This is a genomic window from Aurantibacter sp., from assembly GCF_039941195.1.
Lineage (GTDB): Bacteria > Bacteroidota > Bacteroidia > Flavobacteriales > Flavobacteriaceae > Aurantibacter_A.
The window spans coordinates 101440-123194 of record NZ_JBDVFA010000098.1 but is presented as its reverse complement, the minus strand read 5'-3'; the positions used below and the strand labels follow the sequence as shown (position 1 = coordinate 123194).

Below are 21755 nucleotides of genomic sequence, written 5' to 3'. Positions count from 1 at the left end.
AGTGGTATTAATGCTTTGTTGAAGGCTTATTACTTAAAATTTAAAACTTTTGAAGATGTTTAAAAAAATTTTAATAGCAAATAGAGGAGAGATTGCATTACGTGTTATTAGAACCTGTAAAGAAATGGGAATTAAGACCGTAGCAGTATATTCTAAAGCTGATGAAGAAAGTTTGCATGTTCGTTTTGCAGATGAAGCTGTTTGTATAGGTCCAGCACCTAGTAGTGAATCATACCTTAAGATTCCTAATATAATAGCTGCAGCTGAAATTACTAATGCAGATGCCATTCACCCTGGATATGGATTTTTATCAGAAAATTCTAAATTTTCAAAAATATGTGCTGAGCATGAGATTAAATTTATAGGTGCATCCGGTGAGCATATTGATCGAATGGGAGATAAGGCATCAGCTAAAGAAACCATGAAAGCTGCTGGTGTGCCATGTGTACCAGGTTCTGACGGACTTTTAAAGGATGTCAAGGATGCATTAAAGATTGCAAAAAAAATGGGATACCCCGTTATGATAAAGGCTACCGCTGGTGGAGGTGGTAAGGGTATGCGTGCAGTTTGGAAAGAAGAAGAAATGGAAGATCTTTTTGACAGTGCGGTTCAGGAAGCTACTGCTGCCTTTGGTAATGGTGGTATGTACATGGAAAAATTGATTGAAGAACCACGTCATATTGAGATACAAGTAGTAGGTGATCAATATGGAAAGGCTTGTCACTTATCAGAAAGGGATTGCTCTGTACAGCGTAGACACCAAAAATTAACAGAAGAAACTCCTTCTCCATTCATGACAGATAAATTACGTGATGCGATGGGTAAAGCTGCGGTTAAAGCTGCGGAATATATAAAATATGAAGGCGCTGGTACAGTAGAGTTTTTAGTTGATAAGCACCGTAATTTCTATTTTATGGAAATGAATACGCGTATTCAAGTGGAACACCCTATTACGGAACAAGTAATTGATTATGATTTAATTAGAGAACAAATTTTAGTTGCTGGAGGTGTGCCAATTTCAGGAAAGAATTATATTCCTAAACTACACTCAATTGAGTGTAGAATTAATGCTGAAGACCCCTATAATAACTTTAGACCATCCCCTGGTAGAATTACGACGTTACATATTCCTGGCGGCCATGGTGTACGTATGGATACTCATGTCTATAGTGGCTATATTATTCCACCTCACTACGATTCTATGATTGCAAAGCTTATTACTACAGCGCAAACTAGAGAAGAGGCAATTAATAAAATGAAAAGAGCTTTAGATGAGTTTGTAATTGAAGGCATTAAAACTACAATTCCATTTCATCGTCAATTAATGGATCATCCAGATTATTTGGCAGGTAAATACACAACGGCCTTTATGGATAGCTTTGAAATGGATCCAGCTCTTGAAGAGTAAACAAAAACTCCGATTATATTTAATCGGAGTTTTTCGTTTTATAATAGTAATATTTTCCTCAATTTATATAGAACATAGAATACGGTCTTATAATCGTATTTTAGTACTATGAATTTAAGCTACTGGGAATATAAATCTTGGTTATCAAATATTGATTTTACTATAATCGGTAGCGGTATCGTAGGCTTAAATTGTGCTTTATTCCTCAAGAAAAAATTTCCAAAGGCCAAAATATTGGTTTTGGAAAAAGGTTTTTTGCCGCAAGGAGCAAGTACTAAAAATGCTGGTTTTGCGTGTTTTGGTAGTATCTCTGAAATTCTTTCTGATATAGATAAAACTTCTGAAACAGAGGTGTTTCAGTTAGTAAAAAAACGTGTGGAAGGAATTCAATTATTACGAGATAATTTAGGAGATGACGATATAGGGTTTGAAAATAATGGTGGACACGAAATATTTCTAAATAATCAACAAGATTTATTTGCTCATTGTTGCGAATACTTAACATGTATTAATCAACTTTTTCATCCTATCTTTAAAAAGGATGCCTTTGAAATTCAATTGAATAACTACAATTTCAAAGGAATTTATTACCAGTATATAACGAATTTGTTTGAATCTCAAATAGATACTGGCAAAATGATGATGTCCTTATTGCATAAGGTTCAACAACAAGGTGTACTAGTATTAAATACCATTTCTGTCCTTGATTTCTGTGATGTTAATGGCAATGTTTCTATACAAACCAGCAAATTTGATTTAATATCAAAAAAACTTTTCATTGCTACCAATGGATTTGCCGCTGAATTAGTGAAAGAAGATATAGAGCCTGCAAGAGCTCAGGTATTAATTACTAAACCCATCGAAAATTTAGCTATTAAAGGAACTTTTCATTTGGATGAAGGATATTATTATTTCAGAAATATTGACAATAGAATTCTTTTGGGTGGCGGTAGAAATTTAGATTTCGTAACTGAACGTACCACAACTTTTGGAGAAACAGAAATTGTTCAGCAAAAATTAGAGTGTTTACTAAAAGAGATTATTCTGCCTCAAACAAACTTTGAAATAGAACAACGATGGAGTGGTATTATGGGGGTTGGAAAGAACAAAAAGCCTATTGTGAAATCAATTTCGGAGAATGTTTTTTGTGGAATAAAAATGGGTGGAATGGGTATTGCCATTGGAAGTTTAATTGGAAAAGAAATGGCTGAATTGCTTGAATAAAGTGGTTGTTTTCATCGAAAAAACCATTTTTTTCTTTTATGAGCCCCTATTCTTCTTATATTGTACGCCCCACAGTAAATGCTCTTCGGAGCCTCTTTTCCAAATCTTTATTTGAGCAATACTATAAGTGCATTGGTGTATTTATTGTTGATTAATTAGTTAATCAAGAAATAGACTGATAGAATTATAGAAATCTGAGAAGTGTTTTAGAACCGCACTTTGATGTAACATTATATGAAAATGAATAAAGTAAAAAAGACTGTAGGGCAGTGTGCTTTGTTGTTATTAATAGTAACGTTGAGTAGTTGTTCTGTAACGAAATCCTCCTCAGATGGGGTTTATGCTGAAGCATGGCAAAAAGTTTTAAAATCTCAAGCTTGGAAAGATGCTCTGGTTAGTGAAGATTCGAATGATTCACAGGATCAAGAATTTTATGCAAGTAACGATGATGCTATTATTATAGATGATTATGCAATAGAAAAAAGCACTAGTAAAGCAACTTTCGAAGTTGAGTATGATGAATTGGTTAGAACGGCATATGTTAGAATTATCGCACAGGCTGAAAAAGCAGATGAACGTTTAGAAAAAGAATACATGCTACGAAATGCTGTAGCATTAAATAAAGAAAAAAAGAAGAGTAAAGAATTTAAAGAAAAGCTAGAAAAAATAAATCAACGTTTTCATGCGCATCGTGAGATGCTTGAAGGTTTAAAATCTTGGAATATATTCAGTACTTACGGAACAGATGATTTAGAATTCTTTAAAGATGAAAATCAAGCCGTGGTTCAAGAAATGTTTCAGCAAGGAAAAGGTGAAGCAGCGGTGATTAACTTCTTAATATACCAATTGGCAGATTTGTATCACTTTTAAGATTTCTCTAAATTCTTAATGATTAAAAAAGAAAAATACTATAATTTCTGTCAAACTTTTGTAGAACAAAGGTTAAGTCGAATTCAAAATAACATTTCATCAATTCAAGATGCGTTAACTTCTGAGACAAAGAGTAGCGCAGGTGACAAGCATGAGACTGGTAGAGCAATGTTGCAGTTAGAACGCGAAAAACTGGGACAGCAGTTGGCCGAAGCTGAAAAAATGAAACAAACGCTAGCCAAAGTTAATATTGCTAAATCTACTACAACAGTGCAATTAGGTAGTTGGGTAAAGACTTCAACGGCACATTATTTTTTGGCGATTTCCGCAGGCGAGTATAAAGACGATGCTACATCTGTGTATTGCATTTCTATTTTAACCCCTATAGCGCAGCTTTTATTAGGAAAGGTAAAAGATGAGCGTATTCAATTTAATGGAAATGAGATTACAATCGTTGAAGTCGTATAATTTATTTAATAATAGACAAAGGCAATCGAGTTGAATTTATAACCTCTTTCATCACAAAATAGCTTTCCATTTGACTAATATTTTTAATTGTAGCTAATTTTTTAAAATTAAATTCGTGATATGTATCAATATCTTTTGTAATAACCTTTAATTGAAAGTCAAAAGCCCCGGTAACATGCAAACATTCGATTACTTCAGGAATTTTTTTTATTTCATTCATAAATGATAGTGCTCCTTCTTCGGAGTGTTTTTCAATTTTGACTGAAACCAATACCATTACATTCAGCCCTAATTTTTTACGATTCAATAAATAAACCTTTTTCTTAAGTAACGCTAAAGATGTAAGCTTTTTAATACGTTCATAAACAGGTGTTAAAGTTAAATTAGTTGCTAGCGCTATTTGCTTGTTAGTAATATTAGCATCCTCTTGTAATAAATCTAAAATTTTTAGGTCTTTTTCGTCCAGTTTCATGAGTAGTATTTTTAGCCTAAATAACAATCTTCGAGATGATGTTTTTAGAAGTATATTCCTGTATATCGTAATTAAATGTACATAATTAACTAAATAATTGAAAAACTAGGTTTTATATTCTAAAAAATTTTAATTTCAGGTATTATTCAACTGTCATGAATTTTGCGATATTGATAAACCAACCGAAATGAGCCAAACCGACCAACCCAAATTGAAAAAAGTACTAAGTCCTTTAATGTTATGGGGGTTAGGTGTTGGATATGTAATATCGGGAATGTACTTCGGATGGAATTTAGGTCTTGCCGAAGGAGGTACATACGGACTTGCGATTGCTACCATTTTCATCATACTAATGTACGTTACGTTTACCTTTAGCTATACCGAAATGGCTTGTGCCATTCCTAAAGCTGGTGGAGCATTTGAATATGCAAATAGGGGGCTCGGTAAGCATTTAGGATTTTTAGCGGGTATTACTCAAAATATAGAATTCGTTTTTGCGCCGCCGGCCATAGCTGCAGCAATTGGCGCGTATTTAAACCTACTTTATCCTTCTGTAGATTTAATGATTTTTGCTATTGGTGCGTATGTAATTTTTACCTTAATTAATATTCTAGGGGTAAAACTGGCAGCTACTTTTGAATTGGTAATTACCGTATTAGCTATTATCGAGCTTTTAATATTTTCTGGGGTTACATTGCCTGAATTTGAATGGGCAAATGTTCAATCTAATCCATTGCCAAATGGTTACGCTGGTATTTTTGCCGCCATTCCTTTCGCTATCTGGTTTTTCTTAGCGATAGAAGGCGTAGCAAATGTAGCAGAAGAAGCTATTAATCCACAGCGAAGTATTTTAATAGGTTTTGGTTCTGCCATTTTAACCTTGGTTATTTTATGTTTGCTCACTTTTGCTTCAGCAGTTGGCGTGGCAGGTTGGGAGGCTGTAGTGTATCCTGCAGGTAGTGCAATTGCCTCAGATTCACCACTTCCTTTAGCTATTTCTTACGTGGTGTCTAGTGATCATATTTTGTATAAACTTTTAGTAGGTATTGGCCTATTAGGTTTGGTAGCTTCTTTTCATGGAATTATTCTTGCTGGTGGCCGATCAACTTTTGAATTCGGTAGAGTTGGTTATGCTCCTAAAGTGCTAGGGGCAATTCATAAAAAGTATAGAACGCCAGCAAACTCATTAATTGTGAATATGCTTATTGGCATTGTGGCTTTGTTTACAGGTAAAACAGGTGAGATTATTACCATTGCTTGTTTTGGTGCTTTAGGACTCTACATCGTATCAATGCTTTCATTTTTTGCACTTCGAAAAAAAGAACCTGAATTAGAACGTCCATTTAAAGTGCCTCTGTTTCCCCTGTTTCCTAGTACTGCACTGATAATTGCTATAATTGCTTTTGTATCAATGACCTATTATAATTTTAATATCGCATTAATTTTCATTGGTATTATTGGGGTTTCATATCTGTATTTCTTAATTTTTCTCAATCATAAAATGAAATAAAGGTAGCCCATGGACAAAAATGAAATTATCTTAAGAATTCAAGAAAGCGGTCATCATAAAATAAAGTTGGCTATTGTAGATATTGATGGCGTTTTACGCGGTAAATACATGCATAAAGACAAGTTTATTGCAGCATTAAAAGACGGATTCGGATTTTGTTCGGTAGTCTTTGGATGGGATATGGATGACGTTTCATATGAAAATGCTAAAGTTACCGGATGGCATACGGGTTATGGAGATGTAAATGCGTATATCGATTTAAATACTTTTAGAACAATTCCTTGGGAAAAGAATACACCGCTGTTTTTAGCTGATTTTTCGAATGGAGAAGAAAATTTTTCGGTGTGCCCAAGAAGTTTGCTAAAAAAGATAATTGCTGAAAGTGAACAAATGGGTTTTGCTGCCATGTTTTCTCAAGAATTTGAATGGTTTAATTATAAAGAAACGTCGACTTCTGTAAACGAAAAGAATTTTAGTAACCTACAACCACTTACTTCTGGAATGTTTGGGTATTCTATGTTGAAATTATCAGAAAACTCCGAATTTTTTCAGGACCTTTTCGATTTGTTAGGTGAATTTAATGTTCCATTAGAAGGTCTTCATACTGAAACTGGCCCTGGAGTTACAGAGGCGGCTATTCAATATAGTGGAATTCTTGAAGCTGCTGATCGTGCAGTTTTGTTTAAAACCGCAGCCAAAGAAATCGGTCACAAGCATGGTATAGTGCCAAGTTTTATGGCCAAACCTAGTAGTGATTTACCCGGTTGTAGTGGTCATGTTCATCAAAGCCTTTGGGATGTAGATATGAAAACCAATTTGTTTTTTGATGAAAAGGCAAAAGATGGAATGAGTACTATAATGCGGAGTTTTCTTGCAGGACAATTACTTTGTCTTCCAGAAATATTACCCATGTTTGCCCCAACAATAAATAGTTATAAACGCTTAGTGGAAGGAGCTTGGGCACCAACTACAATTACGTGGGGTCATGATAATAGAACCACAGCGCTAAGACCTTTAGTAGGTTCTGCAAAATCAACAAGAATTGAACATAGAGTAGTAGGTTCTGATACGAATTCTTATTTGGCAATGGCTGCTTGTTTGGCTAGTGGGTTATACGGAATTAAGCATAAGCTTGAATTAACTGTTGAACCAACAAATGGTAATGGATACCTAGACTTTAAAAATGGAAAGCTGCCTTCAAACTTATTAGAAGCAGCGATAAAAATGAAAAACTCAACAATTGCGAAAGAGATTTTTGGTGAAGCGTTTGTAGATCATTTTACATATACCCGAGAATGGGAATGGAAGCAATTTGCTGCTGCTGTGACTGATTGGGAAACCAAAAGATATTTCGAAATAATTTAAATAGATAAAAATTGAATACTACATATACTTATAATTTTCCAACTCCAATTCGCTTTGGAAGTGGTGTTATTAATGAGCTAGCTGATTACTTAAAAAGCCATAACCTAAAAAAGCCACTTTTTGTAACTGATGGTACTGTAGCAGAATTGTCCTTTTTTAAAAAAATAAAGAAGGACATAGAAAAAGCTGGATTGAGTGTAGAAGTATTCACTGAAATGCACAAAAATCCACTTAAATCGGATGTTCTTAAAGGTGGTGATGCTTATCATGATGCCAAGTGCGATTGTATTGTAGGTATTGGTGGTGGCGTTGCTTTAGACGTTGCTAGAGCCATCGTTCTACGAGTTAATCATAAACGTGATCTTTTTGATTATGATGATCTAATAGGTGGTGATAAATATGTTACTGAAGATGTACCTCATTTTATAACCGTGCCAACAACTTCAGGTACTGGAAGTGAGGTGGGTAGAAGTGCTATAATCTCGGAAGATGAAAGCAAAAAGAAACGAATTTTGTTTAGTCCAAAGTTGATGGCAAAAATTGTCTTTGCAGATCCTATGTTGACAATGGAACTTCCGGGTTTTATTACTGCTGCTACAGGTATGGATGCCTTAACCCATAATATGGAAGCGTATGTTGCAAAAGGTTTTCACCCAATGTGCGATGGAATTGCTCTTGAAGGAATTACATTGATTGCACAGTCTTTAGAAACCGCTACGAAAAATCCGGATATAGAATCGCGTTCAAAAATGCTATTAGCATCACTAATGGGTGCTGTTGCTTTCCAAAAAGGTTTGGGAGTAGTACATAGTTTGGCGCATCCATTATCTAGTGTATTTGACACCCATCACGGTTTGGCAAATGCTATTAATTTACCCTATGGAATGGACTTTAATTATGAAGGTTTTGAAGACCGATTTGATAAAATGGCAGTTGCTTTAGGGCTTGGGTCTAATGAGGGCAGTAAGGTGGTTTCTCACTTATTTGAGTTGAATGAAAAATTAGGACTTCCCACAAAGTTATCAGCAATAGGTGTTAAAGCAGAGCATATTGATGAATTGTCGGTTTTGGCGCTGGCAGATTTTTGTCATCCAAATAACCCCAAACCGGTGGCATTAGAAGATTTTAAAAAGTTATATCAAACAGCACTTTAACAATAAGAAATGATAAAAATTGGTATTTCTTCTTGCTTTATGTACCCAGATAAAGACCGGACAGTGTTTGGTATGAAATCGCTGAGTTACATTGAAAATGACATGGCTCGGTATGTGACACAAAAAGGTATTCTTCCAGTTTTAATACCTGATGTGGATGACTCTTATTTGGAAGCAATTTTATCTGAAGTTAGCGGTATTGTATTACAAGGCGGTAGTGATTTGGCACCAGAAACTTATGGTGAAAAGCCAATTGGCAGATGGAAAGGTGATGCGCATAGAGATCAATATGAATTGAAAATTCTTGATTTTGCAATTAAAAATTCATTGCCGGTTTTAGGAATTTGTCGTGGATTTCAATTGATGAATGCCTATTTTGGTGGTACACTATATCAAGATCTAGATACACAATTACCTCATGTAAATAAACATAGATCAGCTGAATTGTATGATACAATTAAGCATCCTTTAAAAATTGTTGAAAACACCTTTTTTGATACTTTATACAAAGGTATTAAAGATCCACATGTAAATACAGTGCATCATCAGGCAGTAAAAGATTTAGGAGAAGACCTAACGGTTTATGCACATAGTGATGATGGGTTAATTGAGGCTTTTGGATACAACAAAGAACAAAACGGAAAGGTGATGGGCGTACAATGGCACCCGGAATTTTCGAACACCTTAAGTGGAGAACTCATTGACCATAATATTTTATATAAGGCCTTTTTAAAACAAGTAAAATAAATTCAAATTTTGAAATGAAAATTAAGAACCCGGCAACAAATAAAATTATAGCCGAATTGGAAGCTAACAATCCGCAAGAAGTGAATGAATTATTGAAAATACTTCAAAGCGGACAGAAAGAATGGTCTCAACGGTCTGTTGGTGAGCGTTTGGATTGTATTGTAAAGTTCGGAAGTCTTATTCAACAAAATAAAGATGAATTAGCTGCTTTACTTACCAGTGAAACAGGGAAACCATTACAGCAATCGTTAAATGAAATTGTCGGCGCTCAGAATAGAATAGACCATTTAATTGATAATGCTGAAAAATGGTTAGCCGATGAGGTATTGGTGGCTAGTGGTGCTACGCATGAGAAAATAGTTTATGAGCCATTAGGTGTTATTGCAAATATTTCAGCTTGGAATTTCCCATACAATGTAGGTTACAATGTTTTTCTATATGCTTTGGTTGCAGGTAATGCTGTTTTGTATAAACCTTCAGAATTTGCGAGTCTTACTGGTAAGCAATTTGAAAAATATTTATATGAGGCTGGTGTACCAAATAATGTATTTAAATGTGCTATTGGTGATGGAAAATTAGGACAACAAATTTTAGAATCAGAATTTGATGGTTACTTTTTTACGGGATCTCATGCAACTGGTCAAAAAATAGCAAAATCTGTAGCAGCAAAATTAGTTCCATTGCAGTTGGAATTAGGCGGAAAAGACCCGCTCTTTATTGCAGATGATGTGCCCAATGTAAAAGTTGCTGCTATAAATGCCGCAGAAGGCGCTTTTTATAATAATGGTCAAAGTTGTTGTGCCGTTGAACGTATTTATGTTTCTGAATCAATTTATGATGAATTTGTTGAATGCTTTGTAGAAGAGGTTGCATCGTATACTATAGGTGATCCTAATGATACCAATACTTTTATTGGCCCATTAACGCGAGAACCACAACTTACAGTATTGAAAGATCAAGTGAATGATGCCTTAGAAAAAGGTGCTGTTCTAAAAACTGGAGGAAAAGCTATTGATGGTGAGGGTTACTTTTTTCAACCCACTGTTTTGGTCGACTGTACTCATGCTATGAAGGTGATGAAAGATGAATCTTTTGGACCAATTATCGGTATACAAAAAGTAACTACTGATGCTGAAGCTATTGCCTTAATGCAAGACACAGAATATGGTTTGACGTCAGCAATTTTCACTGCCAACGAAAACCGTGCTATGCAGGTTCTTCAACAAATGAATACAGGTACTGTGTATTGGAATTGCTGTGATCGTGTTAGTCCAAATGTGCCATGGTCGGGTAGAAAAAATTCAGGTCTGGGAGCTACTTTATCATCACAAGGAATTCGGGCTTTTGTGCAACCTAAATCGTATCATTTAAGGGCATAAAAATTATTCATAAAATATTTAAATCAAGAACATGAATACCAAATTAAAGGCAATTGTATGCTTATTATTCTTAGTTATAAGCGCTCAATCAAGGGCGCAAGAATTAGAGATTAAACCGTATCTACAAGATGTTGAACCCAATTCAGCCGTAGTAATGTGGCAAACGTCAATTGGTGATGAAAGTATATTAGAATGGGGAACAAGTCCGAAATTGGGTAAAAAAGCGTCAGGAACTTCGGAAGCTGTTAATTTTGATGCGGTGCAATTACACACTGTAAAAATTGAAGGCTTAGAACGTTTTACAGAATATTATTACCGTGTGCGAACAGGAAAAATGAAATCTGATATTTTTCAATTTAAAACGACACCTTTTTCTGATGATGGTGAAGATTTTAAGTTGGTAGCCATGAGTGATATGCAATACGATCATAATCAGCCTAATAAATTTAACGAGGTTGTAAATGAAGGGGTTATAGGTTATCTTGAAAAAGAGTTTGGAGGAAACTTGCCAGATAATCTTGCAATGGTTCTTATACCTGGAGATTTGGTGGAACGAGGTTCGAAATTTTTTCAATGGAAAGACCATTTTTTTAATCCTGCTGAAAAATTATTTTCTGAAGTGCCAGTATATCCTGTGCCAGGTAATCATGAACGTAATTCTGTGTATTACTTCAAATATTTCAATTTGCCTGAAAATGGTACCCCAGCTTATGCAGAACATTGGTGGTATAAAGACTATGGAAATACACGTGTTATCGGTCTAGATTCTAATGATGGTTATCGCGATTTATATGAACAATTAGAATGGTTGAAAAAGGTGCTTTTAGAAACTGAGAAAGATGATAAAATTGATTTTGTTTTTGCGCAATTACATCATCCATATAAATCAGAGCTTTGGATTCCTGGTGAGGAAGATTTCACCGGAAAAATTGTGAAAGAATTAGAACAATTTTCAACTAAAACCGGTAAGCCAAGTATTCACTTTTTTGGACACACACATGGGTATTCTAGAGGTCAATCTAAAGACCATAAACACCTTTGGATTAATGTAGCGTCAGCAGGTGGTGCAATTGATAATTGGGGTGAATTTGAGGGTAAAGATTATGATGAATTTACCGTAACACAAGATGAATACGGATTTGTAATGGTATCTGTTGATGGAGATCGAAAAAACCCAAAGTTTACCATAAAACGAATTAGTAGGGGAAATACAATTGAGCATCGAGAAAACGAGTTAAGAGACAGCATAACTATTTTTAGAAATGAACGAAAACCAAATGTTCCTCTGGCGATTTCTCCAGTGAAATCTGATATTGAAATTACCAATGTCATTTTTAAAGCAGGTGAATTTAAAAGTGATTATTCTGGTGCTTTTCATGCAGCATCAAATTGGCAAGTGTCTACTACAGAATCTTTTGAAAAGCCCACATTTGATAGATGGAAACAGTATGAAAACTGGTATTATAAAGAGAATCGGCAGAAAGATGATGACCTTACAGATGAAGAAATACAACGCTTAAAACCAAATACAACTTATTATTGGCGCGTTCGCTACAGAGATCAAAACTTGAATTGGAGCGATTGGTCGGCGGTTAAAACTTTTAAAACAAAAGAGAAATGAAAACTAAAATAATGTTTACTGTCTTTTTGATGGTAACTACTTTTTCACTAAAAGCGCAACAATCAAAAAACACAAAAGTAGTATTAATCACTTTGGACGGATTGCGTTGGCAAGAACTCTTTACCGGGGCCGATCCGCTTTTAGTTGCAAATAAACAGTATGTACATGATACAACCGGTTTAAAAAAGCAATTCTGGAAAGAAACAGCTGCCGAAAGAAGAGAAACGCTACTTCCTTTTTTTTGGTCAAAAGTTACAGCATTAGGTCAAATTCATGGGAATAGAAATTTTGGTAGTAAAGTGAATTTAACCAATAAAATGTGGTTTTCATACCCTGGCTATAATGAAATTTTAACAGGCAAAGCTGATGATGAAAGAATTGATAGTAATGCTAAAATTAATAATCCGAGTAAAACTGTATTAGAAATTGCTAATTCTGATGTAAGGTATAAAGGCAAGGTAGCCGCTTTTGGAAGCTGGGATGTTTTTCCATATATAATAAATGAAGAACGATCAGGTGTTCCGGTTAATGCTGGTTTTGAAAATGCGAAAGGAAATAACCTCACCGATCGCGAAAAACTTTTAAACGAACTTCAGCCGAAAGTTCCTAGTCCGTGGGGTACTGTTCGGTTCGATGGTTTTACGCATTATTATGCACTAGAAACTATGAAGAAAAATCATCCTGAATTGGTATATATCGCATACGGTGAAACTGATGATTTCGCCCATGATGGCGAGTATGATGCATATCTGAAATCTGCAAATGCCACCGATGATATGATTAATGAAATTTGGAATTTCACACAACAAGACCCATTTTATAAAGATAATACCCTATTCATAATAACTACGGATCACGGAAGAGGTACTCAACCTCTAGATACATGGCGTAGTCACGGAGATGAGGTAAAAAATTCAGGTGAAGTATGGATGGCCTTCTTTGGTAAAGGAGTTTCGCCCAAAGGAGAAATTAAAAGGAATAATCAATTATATACTAATATGATTGCCCCCACTATTCTTAAAGCAATGAATTTAAAAATTGACAAGCAATTGATGGAAGCAGCACCAATTAAATTATAATTGTTTGTGTACCTAATTTAATCTTAATAGAATGGTCACCTTTATTTAACAATTGAAACTCTATTTAGAGCGAATTTTGTAAAATATTATTTGATTAAGAATAGTTTGAGTTATTTTATTAAACCGGTGTTTGGCTAACGCCGGTTTTGTTTTATAAAATGAATAAATTACTACCATGAAAAAAATTATATTCCTTTTATTTTTTACTACAACTATTTTGTTTGCACAGCAACCAAGTGATTTTAGGGTTCATTCACATAACGATTATTTTCAGAGCATTCCTTTTTGGAAGGCTGTTTCTGCTGGAGCTACGTCTGTTGAAGCTGATGTTTTTTTGGCAGCTAATAAATTACTTGTTGCACATGAAAAAAATGAAATTAGTGAAAGTAAAAGCCTTGAAGAGCTTTATTTAAACCCTTTGGCAAAGGGCCTAAAAACCACAAATATTGGTGATCAGCCTTTTCAATTGCTTTTGGATATTAAATCAGAGGCTTATGCAACTTTAGAGGCCATTATTTCTGCTTTAAAAATGTATCCTACTTTGATAGAAAATAAAAATCTATCTATTGTAATTTCAGGTAATCGACCAAAAGTTGAAGATTATATAAATTATCCAGATTATATCTATTTTGATTATCAAAGTTTAGAGGCAATTGGCGATGCATCCATATTAAATAAGATTGCACTTGTAAGTTTAAGCTTTAAAAAATTCTCCTTTTGGAACGGTAAAGGTAGGTTGACAGACGAAGATTTTACCAAAGTTTCTAACGCTGTAGCTAAGGCTCATGCTCTTGGAAAACCATTTCGCTTTTGGGCAACGCCAGATTCTAAAACCTCATGGAAGGTTATGGTAAATTTAGGAGTTGATTTTATTAATACTGATATGCCTTTTAACTGTGTTTCTTATGTTCAAAATTTGGATAAAAGTGTTGTTCAAAATGCGCAATTTTCAGAGGTGTATTCACCCAGTTTTGTTTCAGATCAAAAAGATGATGAAGTTGAAAGTGTAATTTTATTAATTGGTGATGGTAACGGAATTACACAAATATCTGCAACTGCATTAGCTAACAATGGTCAATTATCGCTTACACAATTAAAGAGTATTGGATTCTTAAAAACACAGTCTTCAGATGATTTTACTACAGATTCTGCTGCTGCAGGTACGGCTTTGGCAACGGGTGAGAAAGTGCCAAATAGAGCAATTGGAGTTGATGCTAGTGGTAATCCTATCGAGAATTTAACAGAATTTCTTTCTCGTAAAAAATTTGTTTCAGGGGTTGTTACTACTGACGAAGTAGTTGGCGCTACCCCTTCTTCTTTTTATGCACATCAGCTAGATCGTGATATGTCTAAAGAGATTGCAGCTGATCTTGTAAAAAGTAAATTGTCGCTTTTTATTAGTAATGGATTGTGGAAGGAAAATATAAATAATAAAGTAACGTCTTTTGAGATGCTTACTTCATTAAAAAGTTTAGGAAATAGTAAAAAAGAAAAGGTGGGTTATCTAATGAAAGATAACGCAGAACTTGCAATAGCGGCAAAGAATGCAATGCACTATTTGAACAAAAAGGGAAAGCCATTTTTTTTAATGGTTGAAGGTGCTAAAATTGATTCATACGGTCATGAAAATGATATTAGCGGAGTTATTAATGAAAGTATTCAATTTGATAAAGCCGTTGCAGAAGCGTTGAAATTTGCGGATCAAAACCCAAAAACTTTAGTGATTATTACTGCTGACCACGAAACAGGTGGACTTACAATTCCTCAGGGAAATATAAAAAATCATGAAATTGAATCTGCTTTTAGCACTCATGACCATACAGGTGTAATGGTGCCTATTTTTGCGTATGGCCCCAAATCTACTGAATTTCAAGGGGTTTACGAGAATAATGAGGTCTTTTTAAAAATATTGCAGGTGTTAGAAATACAACCTTAACAACCAATCTGAACTAAAAATATCATACTAGTTTATACAAGGTATTGAATATAACATTTAGTTAACATTGTAGAAATTTGGTAAATATTTATTAATCCAATCGTAAGATTTGGGTAATAGACGCGCCATTATTCCCTATTATTTTTGCGGCTTCAAAAATGCTTTTGTTTTAATAAAAAACAACTTGTAAATTCATAGGTGCTATTTCAAACGATGTAGTGCTCAAAATTTTAACTTAATTAACTAATCTAAACTAAATGAAAAAACTCAAATTATTAATGATTATTAGTTTGTTTTGTTGCGCTTCAAATGCGTGGGCTCAACAAACTGTGAACGGTAACGTTACCGACGAATTTGGTTCTCCACTACCTGGTGCGAGTGTTATAGAAAAGGGAACCTCCAATGGAACGACAACAGATTTTGATGGAAATTTTACAATAGATGTTGCCGAGCTAAATGCCGTTTTAGAACTTTCTTATATAGGTTATACTACAATGGATGTACCACTTAATGGGCAAAACTCAGTAATTGTACAACTTAAAGAAGATGCAACACAGTTAGAAGATGTGGTGGTTATAGGTTATGGAACTCAGAAAAAATCAGATGTTACAGGATCTATTGCATCGGTAAAGAGCGAAGATTTTAATCAAGGGGTAGTTACCAACCCAGGGCAATTACTACAAGGAAAAGTTTCTGGAGTAAATATTACCAATGTGAGTGGGGAGCCAGGAGCATCACAGAACGTTATTATTAGAGGGGTAGGGAGCCTTAGATCAGGTACGGCACCACTTTATGTGATTGACGGTTTTGTTATCAGTAGTAATGATATTGGTATGGGGACAAGTCCTTTGAATTTTATTAACCCTCAAGATATCGCATCGATGGACGTGTTAAAGGATGCATCGGCTACCGCCATTTATGGTGCTCGAGCAGCAAACGGGGTAATTATGATTACCACTAAAAAAGGAAAGGCTGGTAAGGCAGAAATGGAACTGTCTGTCTCTACAGCTATGTCTTCCATCGCTAAAAAGATGGATGTATTTAGCGCCGATGAGTTTAGACAACAGGTACCTGCAGCAGGAGGAACCTTAGACGATCAAGGTGGCAACACAGATTGGCAAGATACGCTTACCCGTACCGGAATTACCAAGAATGTTAATTTGTCCATGAGTGGTGGTGTCAGTGAAAAGTTTTCTTATTTTCTTTCTGGAGGTGTATCAGACCAACAAGGTATTTTCTATAATAGTGACCTGAAAAGATATTCTGGTCGTGTTAAGTTGAACCAAAAAGCCTTTGATGGGAAGTTGGATGTTGACTTTAATTTGACTGCTTCAAAAACTATAAATGAAAGACCCGATATTGGATCAACAATTGTGAGTATGCTCCAATTGAATCCTACTTCTTCGGCGTATGATAGCAATGGTAATATTGCTGTATTGGAGGGAGCTAGTGGATTAATCCTAAACCCGTTACAACGAAATGAGATTTACTTAGACGAAGCTAGTAGCAATCGTATTTTAGCAAATATTACTCCTTCCGTAGAAATTGTAAAAGGGTTAACCTATAAGGTGAATCTGGGAGTGGATTATTCAATGACTAATCGAGATATTCAAAATATGCCCTATACCTTAGGTGAAGGGCTGTTCATGGGCACTTTAAATACCATTTCTACAGAGAATAGTAACTACTTAATTGAAAATACGCTAAATTATAAATTGGATTTCGATAAGCATAGCATTACTCTTTTAGCTGGGCATTCGTACCAAGAAACAAAATTTGAAAGAAAGGATATTGATTTTCAAGGCGGTTTTGCAAATAACGGAATAGAACCTCGTTACCAAGACCAATCCAGTACAGATGTTACGGCTACAACAATAGCATCTACTGCCACTACAGATGAACTACAGTCTTATTTTGGAAGGTTAAACTATTCTTATGCGGACAAATATTTGGTAACAGGAACCTTACGTGCTGATGGTTCTTCTAGATTTGGTTCCAATAATAAATACGGTTATTTTCCATCTGTTGCTTTGGGATGGAACATTTACAAAGAAGATTTTTTGGCTGATAGTGACTTAATTAGCAACCTTAAATTACGTGCCTCTTGGGGGCAAACTGGAAACCAGAACGGGATTGCTAGTAAAGCTAGTTATGCCAGTTATAATGATTCTAAAAGTGATAACGACACCTATCCTTTGGACGGTACAGAATCTTCTTTAGATGATTACCCTTATGGCACCATTGCTGTTCGAACGGCTAATCCGGACCTAAAGTGGGAAGTGGTAACACAGGCCAACGTAGGACTAGATTTTGCCTTTTTTAATGGCAGTCTAACAGGAACACTAGATTATTTCAACAAAGTCACTAATGATGTAATTTTATTTGCTACAACTCCGGATCCGATTAACCCCACAGAAAAGTACTGGACCAATTTTCCAGATATGGAGGTGAAGAATAAGGGTTATGAAGTTGCGTTGGATTACAGGGGTAATATTGGTGAAGATTTTACCTATAATCTAGGTGGTAATGTTTCTTTTATAGATAACGTAGTAGAAGGGTCTATATATTCAGTAATTACCTCGGGGGCTGCACAAGGTGCCGGACAAACAGGTGCTACTATTAATGGTTACATCAACAATGAGGCTATTGGTGCCTTTTACATGAAAGATTTTATTGGAATAGGCGAAGATGGCTTGAACCAATTTAGTGATGTTGTAGCTGACGGGGTGTCCTTAGATAATGACCGTATTGTACCAGGTAGCGCGCTTCCAAATGTGCTTTATGCTTTCTATATGAATTTCAATTATAAAAAATTGGATTTAGGTTTGAATTTTAATGGAGTATCAGGCAACAAAATATTTAACCATACAGCTATGTCTCAATTTAACAAAGGACAATTGGTTAATAACTTAAATACTACAGATTTTGCTGTTGCATATCCTAACGAAAGCACTACTAACTCTAATGATGTATCTACACGTTATTTAGAAGATGGTAGTTTTCTAAGACTTAACAATGCAAGTTTGGGTTATTCACTTGATCCGTCTATAATTGGCCTTGATGAATGGGTTAACAATATACGTTTTAACATTACAGGACAGAATCTTTTCACCATTACCGATTATTCAGGTTACGATCCTGAAGTAAATACGGGGAGTCAAATAGACCAAATACAAACCTTTGGAATTGATAGGTACAGGTATCCCACTGCCAGAACATTCATGTTTGGCCTAAATGTATCATTCTAACTTATAATTGTTTAAAAGATGAAAAATAGAATTAAAATAGGAGTTTATATGGTACTGTTCGGGCTATTGGGTCTAAGCTGTACCGATTTAATAGAAGAGCGAATTGATGAAACTGAATTTGGTGCAGAAGCAGATGCCATAAACGGAGCCATTGCCCCTGCCTACGGTTATCTATCATGGACTTGGAGGCATACTAATTACTTTGGTCTTCAAGAGGTTTCCTCGGATGAGGCCATACTTCCTTATAGAGGAGGAACAGACTGGTTTGATGGAGGCAAGTACATAGCTGCACATCAACACAATTTTACGCCCAGTAATGATTTGATTAGTTCTGGATGGAACCAAGTGGCTATTAATATTTCAAGAACCCTTTCAGCTATTGAAGTACTGACTCCGCTTTCTGAAGAAGGTAATGTGGAAGCTTCGGGGGCATTGTATGAAATGAAGGCACTTAGGGCTTATTTAAACATGTTGATGCTTGATAGTTGGGGTGTGGTCTTTAAGAAGGAATCGTCAGATGCGCTTTCAGAAGTACTTAGAACGGATGAGGCAATTGCTTATATTGAAAGTGAATTGTTATCTGTCGTTGATCTAATTAATAATGACAAAGGTCCTGGACGTATTACCCAAGATGCCGTAAAAGGTTTTTTAGCAAGGTTATACCTTAATGCTGCAATATATAGAGACCCTTATGGTACCCCCAATTTTATGGATGAGGATATGGATAAGGTTATAGCTTATACCGATCAAATAATAAATTCGGGCAGTTATGACCTATCTCCAGAATATTTTGAACTTTTTAATGATGATAACAACACAAATGCTGAACTTATTTTTGCCTTAGACCAAAGAGGGGTTCTTAATAGAGAACATAGTCGGTGGGCATATTGGTCCATTGCAGGAGCAATGATTGCTAGACCGGAATTTTATCCAGACAATACTGCAGATGGTACCGATGGCCCTGCTGTATCACCCGACTTTTATCTAAGCTGGGTAGATGCTTATGATGATGTAGACCCTGCAGAAGCTGATGCACGTTTCTATCAAAGAAATACTCTGGTTCCAGAAGTACAACTTTCAGACTTGGAAAATCGGGAACCTTTGTTGGCGACGGAAACAGAAAACAGTTACTATTGTGTGGTAGCAGAAGAATTTGAAATGGATCGTGGTATTCTACGCGGTATTCAATGGGGGCCACGTAGAGGTGATGGTGATCTTGAAAAATGTGATGATGGATCAATACGAATCTACCCGCTACAACAAACCAAAGGCAACGGACCTGACAGAGATACCGGATATGTTGATCACACCTTTCAAGTTGATTTTACCAATGTAGGGTCTTTGCACCATGCTGGGTATCGCTTTTCAAAATACCAGTATAGTCGCACATCTCCTAATGGAAATGGTTATAGTAGCGTTGATTTAGTAATGATGCGCTTGGCTGAAATATATCTGATGCGTGCAGAAGCCAAACTAAGAAAAGGTGACAATGCTAGTGCCTTAACTGATGTAAATATGGTTAGAATATCAAGAACGGCCAGACCTGATCAAACACCAGGGGCACTTTCAACAGTGGATTTAGATATCTTATTTAGAGAAAGAGGCTTTGAATTGTATTGGGAGGGTTTTAGAAGAACCGATCAAATTCGTTTTGGAAAGTACGAGGATAGTTGGACAGAAAAAACGGATTCTGATGTGAACCATAGATTGTTCCCAATTCCACAAAGTGCAGTTGACGGGGCGTCTGGTATCGATGGATTCTTAACACAGAATCAAGGTTATTAGTAGAAAAATTATTCAGTTTATTCATAACCGGCATCATTAATTGATGCCGGTTTTTTTATTCCAATCCCAGCTTGCCTCTATTCGCTTTCTTCTGTGAAGAAATTCGTTTCGATTTTAAACGTTTTTCGATTGATGCCTTCGTTGGTCTACTCTTTTTTCTTTTTTTAGGAACTTTCAATACGTTCTCTATGAGTTCGAGAAATTTCTTTATTACTAACTCCTTATTTTTATGCTGACTTCGAGTTTTATCTTCTTGAAGTAGAATTAGACCTTCTTTTGTTAATTTTGAGGATAATTTGTTTGAAATTCTATCCTTTTCTATATCTGAAAGTGTAAGAGAATTAATGAGATCAAAAGTTAATTCAACTTTTGTAGAGACTTTGTTTACATGTTGACCACCAGCACCACTACTTCGAACTGCTTTAAATTTTAATTCTTGAACAATTAGTGTGTGGTTCATATTTATTTTTCAAGCCGTTGGTTGATGGTGTCAATTGAAATATTTAAGAAAATTTCCTTGCCAATATCAATTGGTTTAGGATGATTAAAATACAATTTCTGACCTTCATAAACTCCTTCAATTAAATAATGACCTCCTTTAAAATACGAATTAGTAACTATTACCTCTAAACCAGATTTATCTGATACTTTAAATTCATGAGCATACACAATTATCCGGCGTTTAGTATCAGCATAAGTTTTTACAATATTAACTGGAATTTTATTGGCCTCACCAAACAATGAAGCAATATATAGGTCTTTAGGGTGTTGATATAAATTTATAGGCGAGTCTTTTGCTATTATTTTTTGATCTTTTAATACTACCACACGATCTGCAAAAGGTAACATATCATTATGATCATGAGTGGCAGTAATTACTGTAATTTCTTGCTTTTTTAGATATGCAAATAGGTTTCTACGTAGACTGTTTTTTCGAAAATTATCGATATGACTAAAAGGCTCGTCTAGTAATAAAACTAAGGGTTCTTGTGCTAAAACTTTTGCTAAAGCAACTCGTTGTTGTTGACCACCACTTAAGAATTTTACCTTTGTTTTGGCAAATTCTGTCAGCTCTATCATTTCAAGTAATTCAGATGTTTTTCTTGCCATTTCTTCAGGCTCAAATACTGAAAGATATTCACTAATATTTTCTGCTACTGTGGTGTATGGCATTAAATCGAAGTCCTGCGATAAGTACTTCATATAGGGCTCTCCAGGCACTAAATTATATAAAGGGCCTAATACTGGAGTATCTTCCCAATAAACTTCACCCTGATCTATATGTAATAATCCATAAATAATTTTTAAAAGTGTGCTCTTACCACAACCACTCTGTCCAATAATAGAAACGTGTTCGCCTTTAGCAATTTTAAGGTTAATATCATTCAGTACTGAAAGCTCATCATAAGAAAAAGAAACATGATCTACTTGTAGCATTTTGAGGTACAGTTTTTAAATGGAGTTTATCTTAATAGAAAAATGTGTATTG

17 protein-coding genes are annotated in these 21755 nt (G+C 35.2%); 14 read left to right on the top strand and 3 right to left on the bottom strand.

Annotated elements, in window-relative coordinates:
• The first annotated feature begins 55 nt into the window (after positions 1-55).
• The 4 genes from accC to ABJF52_RS16925 all read left to right on the top strand — a co-directional run bounded on the left by accC (position 56) and on the right by ABJF52_RS16925 (position 3970).
• Positions 56-1408 (top strand): acetyl-CoA carboxylase biotin carboxylase subunit, encoded by a 1353-nt coding sequence (gene accC, locus ABJF52_RS16940; protein WP_348152991.1) that lies wholly within the window; start codon positions 56-58, stop codon positions 1406-1408.
• Positions 1409-1516: 108 nt separating this feature from the next.
• Complete coding sequence (locus ABJF52_RS16935) at positions 1517-2632, top strand: FAD-dependent oxidoreductase (RefSeq protein ID WP_348152989.1); 1116 nt, start codon at positions 1517-1519, stop codon at positions 2630-2632.
• 240 nt (positions 2633-2872) lie between these two features.
• Positions 2873-3502: a hypothetical protein gene (locus tag ABJF52_RS16930; RefSeq protein ID WP_348152986.1), complete on the top strand. Its 630-nt coding sequence runs from the start codon at positions 2873-2875 to the stop codon at positions 3500-3502.
• 18 nt (positions 3503-3520) lie between these two features.
• Positions 3521-3970: a 3-oxoacyl-ACP synthase gene (locus tag ABJF52_RS16925; protein ID WP_348152983.1), complete on the top strand. Its 450-nt coding sequence runs from the start codon at positions 3521-3523 to the stop codon at positions 3968-3970.
• Between the two features lies 1 nt (position 3971).
• On the opposite strand, the gene ABJF52_RS16920 is transcribed toward ABJF52_RS16925, so the two are convergent.
• Positions 3972-4442, bottom strand: coding sequence for an Lrp/AsnC family transcriptional regulator (locus ABJF52_RS16920; protein ID WP_348152980.1), 471 nt, complete (start codon positions 4440-4442; stop codon positions 3972-3974).
• 187 nt (positions 4443-4629) lie between these two features.
• Here ABJF52_RS16920 and eat point away from each other — a divergent pair, with 187 nt between their 5' ends.
• The 10 genes from eat (at position 4630) to ABJF52_RS16870 (ending at position 20266) form a co-directional block, all read left to right on the top strand.
• Positions 4630-5952: an ethanolamine permease gene (gene eat / locus ABJF52_RS16915; protein ID WP_348152977.1), complete on the top strand. Its 1323-nt coding sequence runs from the start codon at positions 4630-4632 to the stop codon at positions 5950-5952.
• A gap of 9 nt (positions 5953-5961) precedes the next feature.
• Positions 5962-7317 carry a glutamine synthetase family protein gene (locus ABJF52_RS16910; protein ID WP_348152974.1) on the top strand — a complete coding sequence of 452 codons (1356 nt, stop codon included), beginning with the start codon at positions 5962-5964 and terminating at the stop codon, positions 7315-7317.
• An 11-nt stretch (positions 7318-7328) separates the two neighbouring features.
• Positions 7329-8471 (top strand): iron-containing alcohol dehydrogenase, encoded by a 1143-nt coding sequence (locus ABJF52_RS16905; RefSeq protein ID WP_348152971.1) that lies wholly within the window; start codon positions 7329-7331, stop codon positions 8469-8471.
• 9 nt (positions 8472-8480) lie between these two features.
• A complete protein-coding gene (locus tag ABJF52_RS16900; RefSeq protein ID WP_348152968.1) occupies positions 8481-9218 on the top strand; it encodes a gamma-glutamyl-gamma-aminobutyrate hydrolase family protein in 738 nt (245 codons plus the stop codon).
• Positions 9219-9232: 14 nt separating this feature from the next.
• Positions 9233-10597 carry an aldehyde dehydrogenase family protein gene (locus ABJF52_RS16895; protein WP_348152966.1) on the top strand — a complete coding sequence of 455 codons (1365 nt, stop codon included), beginning with the start codon at positions 9233-9235 and terminating at the stop codon, positions 10595-10597.
• Positions 10598-10628: 31 nt separating this feature from the next.
• Positions 10629-12218: a fibronectin type III domain-containing protein gene (locus ABJF52_RS16890; protein WP_348152963.1), complete on the top strand. Its 1590-nt coding sequence runs from the start codon at positions 10629-10631 to the stop codon at positions 12216-12218.
• Positions 12215-13297 (top strand): phosphoglyceromutase, encoded by a 1083-nt coding sequence (locus ABJF52_RS16885; RefSeq protein WP_348152960.1) that lies wholly within the window; start codon positions 12215-12217, stop codon positions 13295-13297. Before ABJF52_RS16890 ends, ABJF52_RS16885 begins: the two co-directional genes overlap by 4 nt.
• Positions 13298-13472: 175 nt before the next feature.
• Positions 13473-15233 carry an alkaline phosphatase gene (locus tag ABJF52_RS16880; protein WP_348152958.1) on the top strand — a complete coding sequence of 587 codons (1761 nt, stop codon included), beginning with the start codon at positions 13473-13475 and terminating at the stop codon, positions 15231-15233.
• 257 nt (positions 15234-15490) lie between these two features.
• The gene (locus ABJF52_RS16875) at positions 15491-18481 is read left to right on the top strand and encodes a TonB-dependent receptor (protein WP_348152957.1); all 2991 of its coding nucleotides are present in this window, start codon (positions 15491-15493) and stop codon (positions 18479-18481) included.
• Between the two features lie 18 nt (positions 18482-18499).
• Positions 18500-20266 (top strand): RagB/SusD family nutrient uptake outer membrane protein, encoded by a 1767-nt coding sequence (locus ABJF52_RS16870; RefSeq protein ID WP_348152955.1) that lies wholly within the window; start codon positions 18500-18502, stop codon positions 20264-20266.
• A gap of 55 nt (positions 20267-20321) precedes the next feature.
• On the opposite strand, the gene arfB is transcribed toward ABJF52_RS16870, so the two are convergent.
• Together arfB and ABJF52_RS16860 are read right to left on the bottom strand one after the other, a co-directional pair.
• Entirely contained in the window at positions 20322-20726 is a 405-nt protein-coding gene (gene arfB, locus ABJF52_RS16865) for an alternative ribosome rescue aminoacyl-tRNA hydrolase ArfB (protein ID WP_348152953.1), read from the bottom strand.
• A 2-nt stretch (positions 20727-20728) separates the two neighbouring features.
• Positions 20729-21703: an ABC transporter ATP-binding protein gene (locus ABJF52_RS16860; protein WP_348152951.1), complete on the bottom strand. Its 975-nt coding sequence runs from the start codon at positions 21701-21703 to the stop codon at positions 20729-20731.
• Positions 21704-21755 lie beyond the last annotated feature (52 nt).

Bases quoted from the DNA above. Each gene is read 5' to 3' on its own strand.
- ABJF52_RS16875 (WP_348152957.1), top strand. From the start codon at position 15,491: ATGAAAAAACTCAAATTATTAATGATTATTAGTTTGTTTTGTTGCGCT.
- accC (WP_348152991.1), top strand. From the start codon at position 56: ATGTTTAAAAAAATTTTAATAGCAAATAGAGGAGAGATTGCATTACGT.
- ABJF52_RS16880 (WP_348152958.1), top strand. From the start codon at position 13,473: ATGAAAAAAATTATATTCCTTTTATTTTTTACTACAACTATTTTGTTT.
- ABJF52_RS16870 (WP_348152955.1), top strand. From the start codon at position 18,500: ATGAAAAATAGAATTAAAATAGGAGTTTATATGGTACTGTTCGGGCTA.
- ABJF52_RS16920 (WP_348152980.1), bottom strand. From the start codon at position 4,442: ATGAAACTGGACGAAAAAGACCTAAAAATTTTAGATTTATTACAAGAG.
- ABJF52_RS16925 (WP_348152983.1), top strand. From the start codon at position 3,521: ATGATTAAAAAAGAAAAATACTATAATTTCTGTCAAACTTTTGTAGAA.
- ABJF52_RS16900 (WP_348152968.1), top strand. From the start codon at position 8,481: ATGATAAAAATTGGTATTTCTTCTTGCTTTATGTACCCAGATAAAGAC.
- arfB (WP_348152953.1), bottom strand. From the start codon at position 20,726: ATGAACCACACACTAATTGTTCAAGAATTAAAATTTAAAGCAGTTCGA.
- ABJF52_RS16890 (WP_348152963.1), top strand. From the start codon at position 10,629: ATGAATACCAAATTAAAGGCAATTGTATGCTTATTATTCTTAGTTATA.
- ABJF52_RS16910 (WP_348152974.1), top strand. From the start codon at position 5,962: ATGGACAAAAATGAAATTATCTTAAGAATTCAAGAAAGCGGTCATCAT.
- ABJF52_RS16860 (WP_348152951.1), bottom strand. From the start codon at position 21,703: ATGCTACAAGTAGATCATGTTTCTTTTTCTTATGATGAGCTTTCAGTA.
- ABJF52_RS16935 (WP_348152989.1), top strand. From the start codon at position 1,517: ATGAATTTAAGCTACTGGGAATATAAATCTTGGTTATCAAATATTGAT.
- ABJF52_RS16930 (WP_348152986.1), top strand. From the start codon at position 2,873: ATGAATAAAGTAAAAAAGACTGTAGGGCAGTGTGCTTTGTTGTTATTA.
- ABJF52_RS16885 (WP_348152960.1), top strand. From the start codon at position 12,215: ATGAAAACTAAAATAATGTTTACTGTCTTTTTGATGGTAACTACTTTT.
- eat (WP_348152977.1), top strand. From the start codon at position 4,630: ATGAGCCAAACCGACCAACCCAAATTGAAAAAAGTACTAAGTCCTTTA.
- ABJF52_RS16895 (WP_348152966.1), top strand. From the start codon at position 9,233: ATGAAAATTAAGAACCCGGCAACAAATAAAATTATAGCCGAATTGGAA.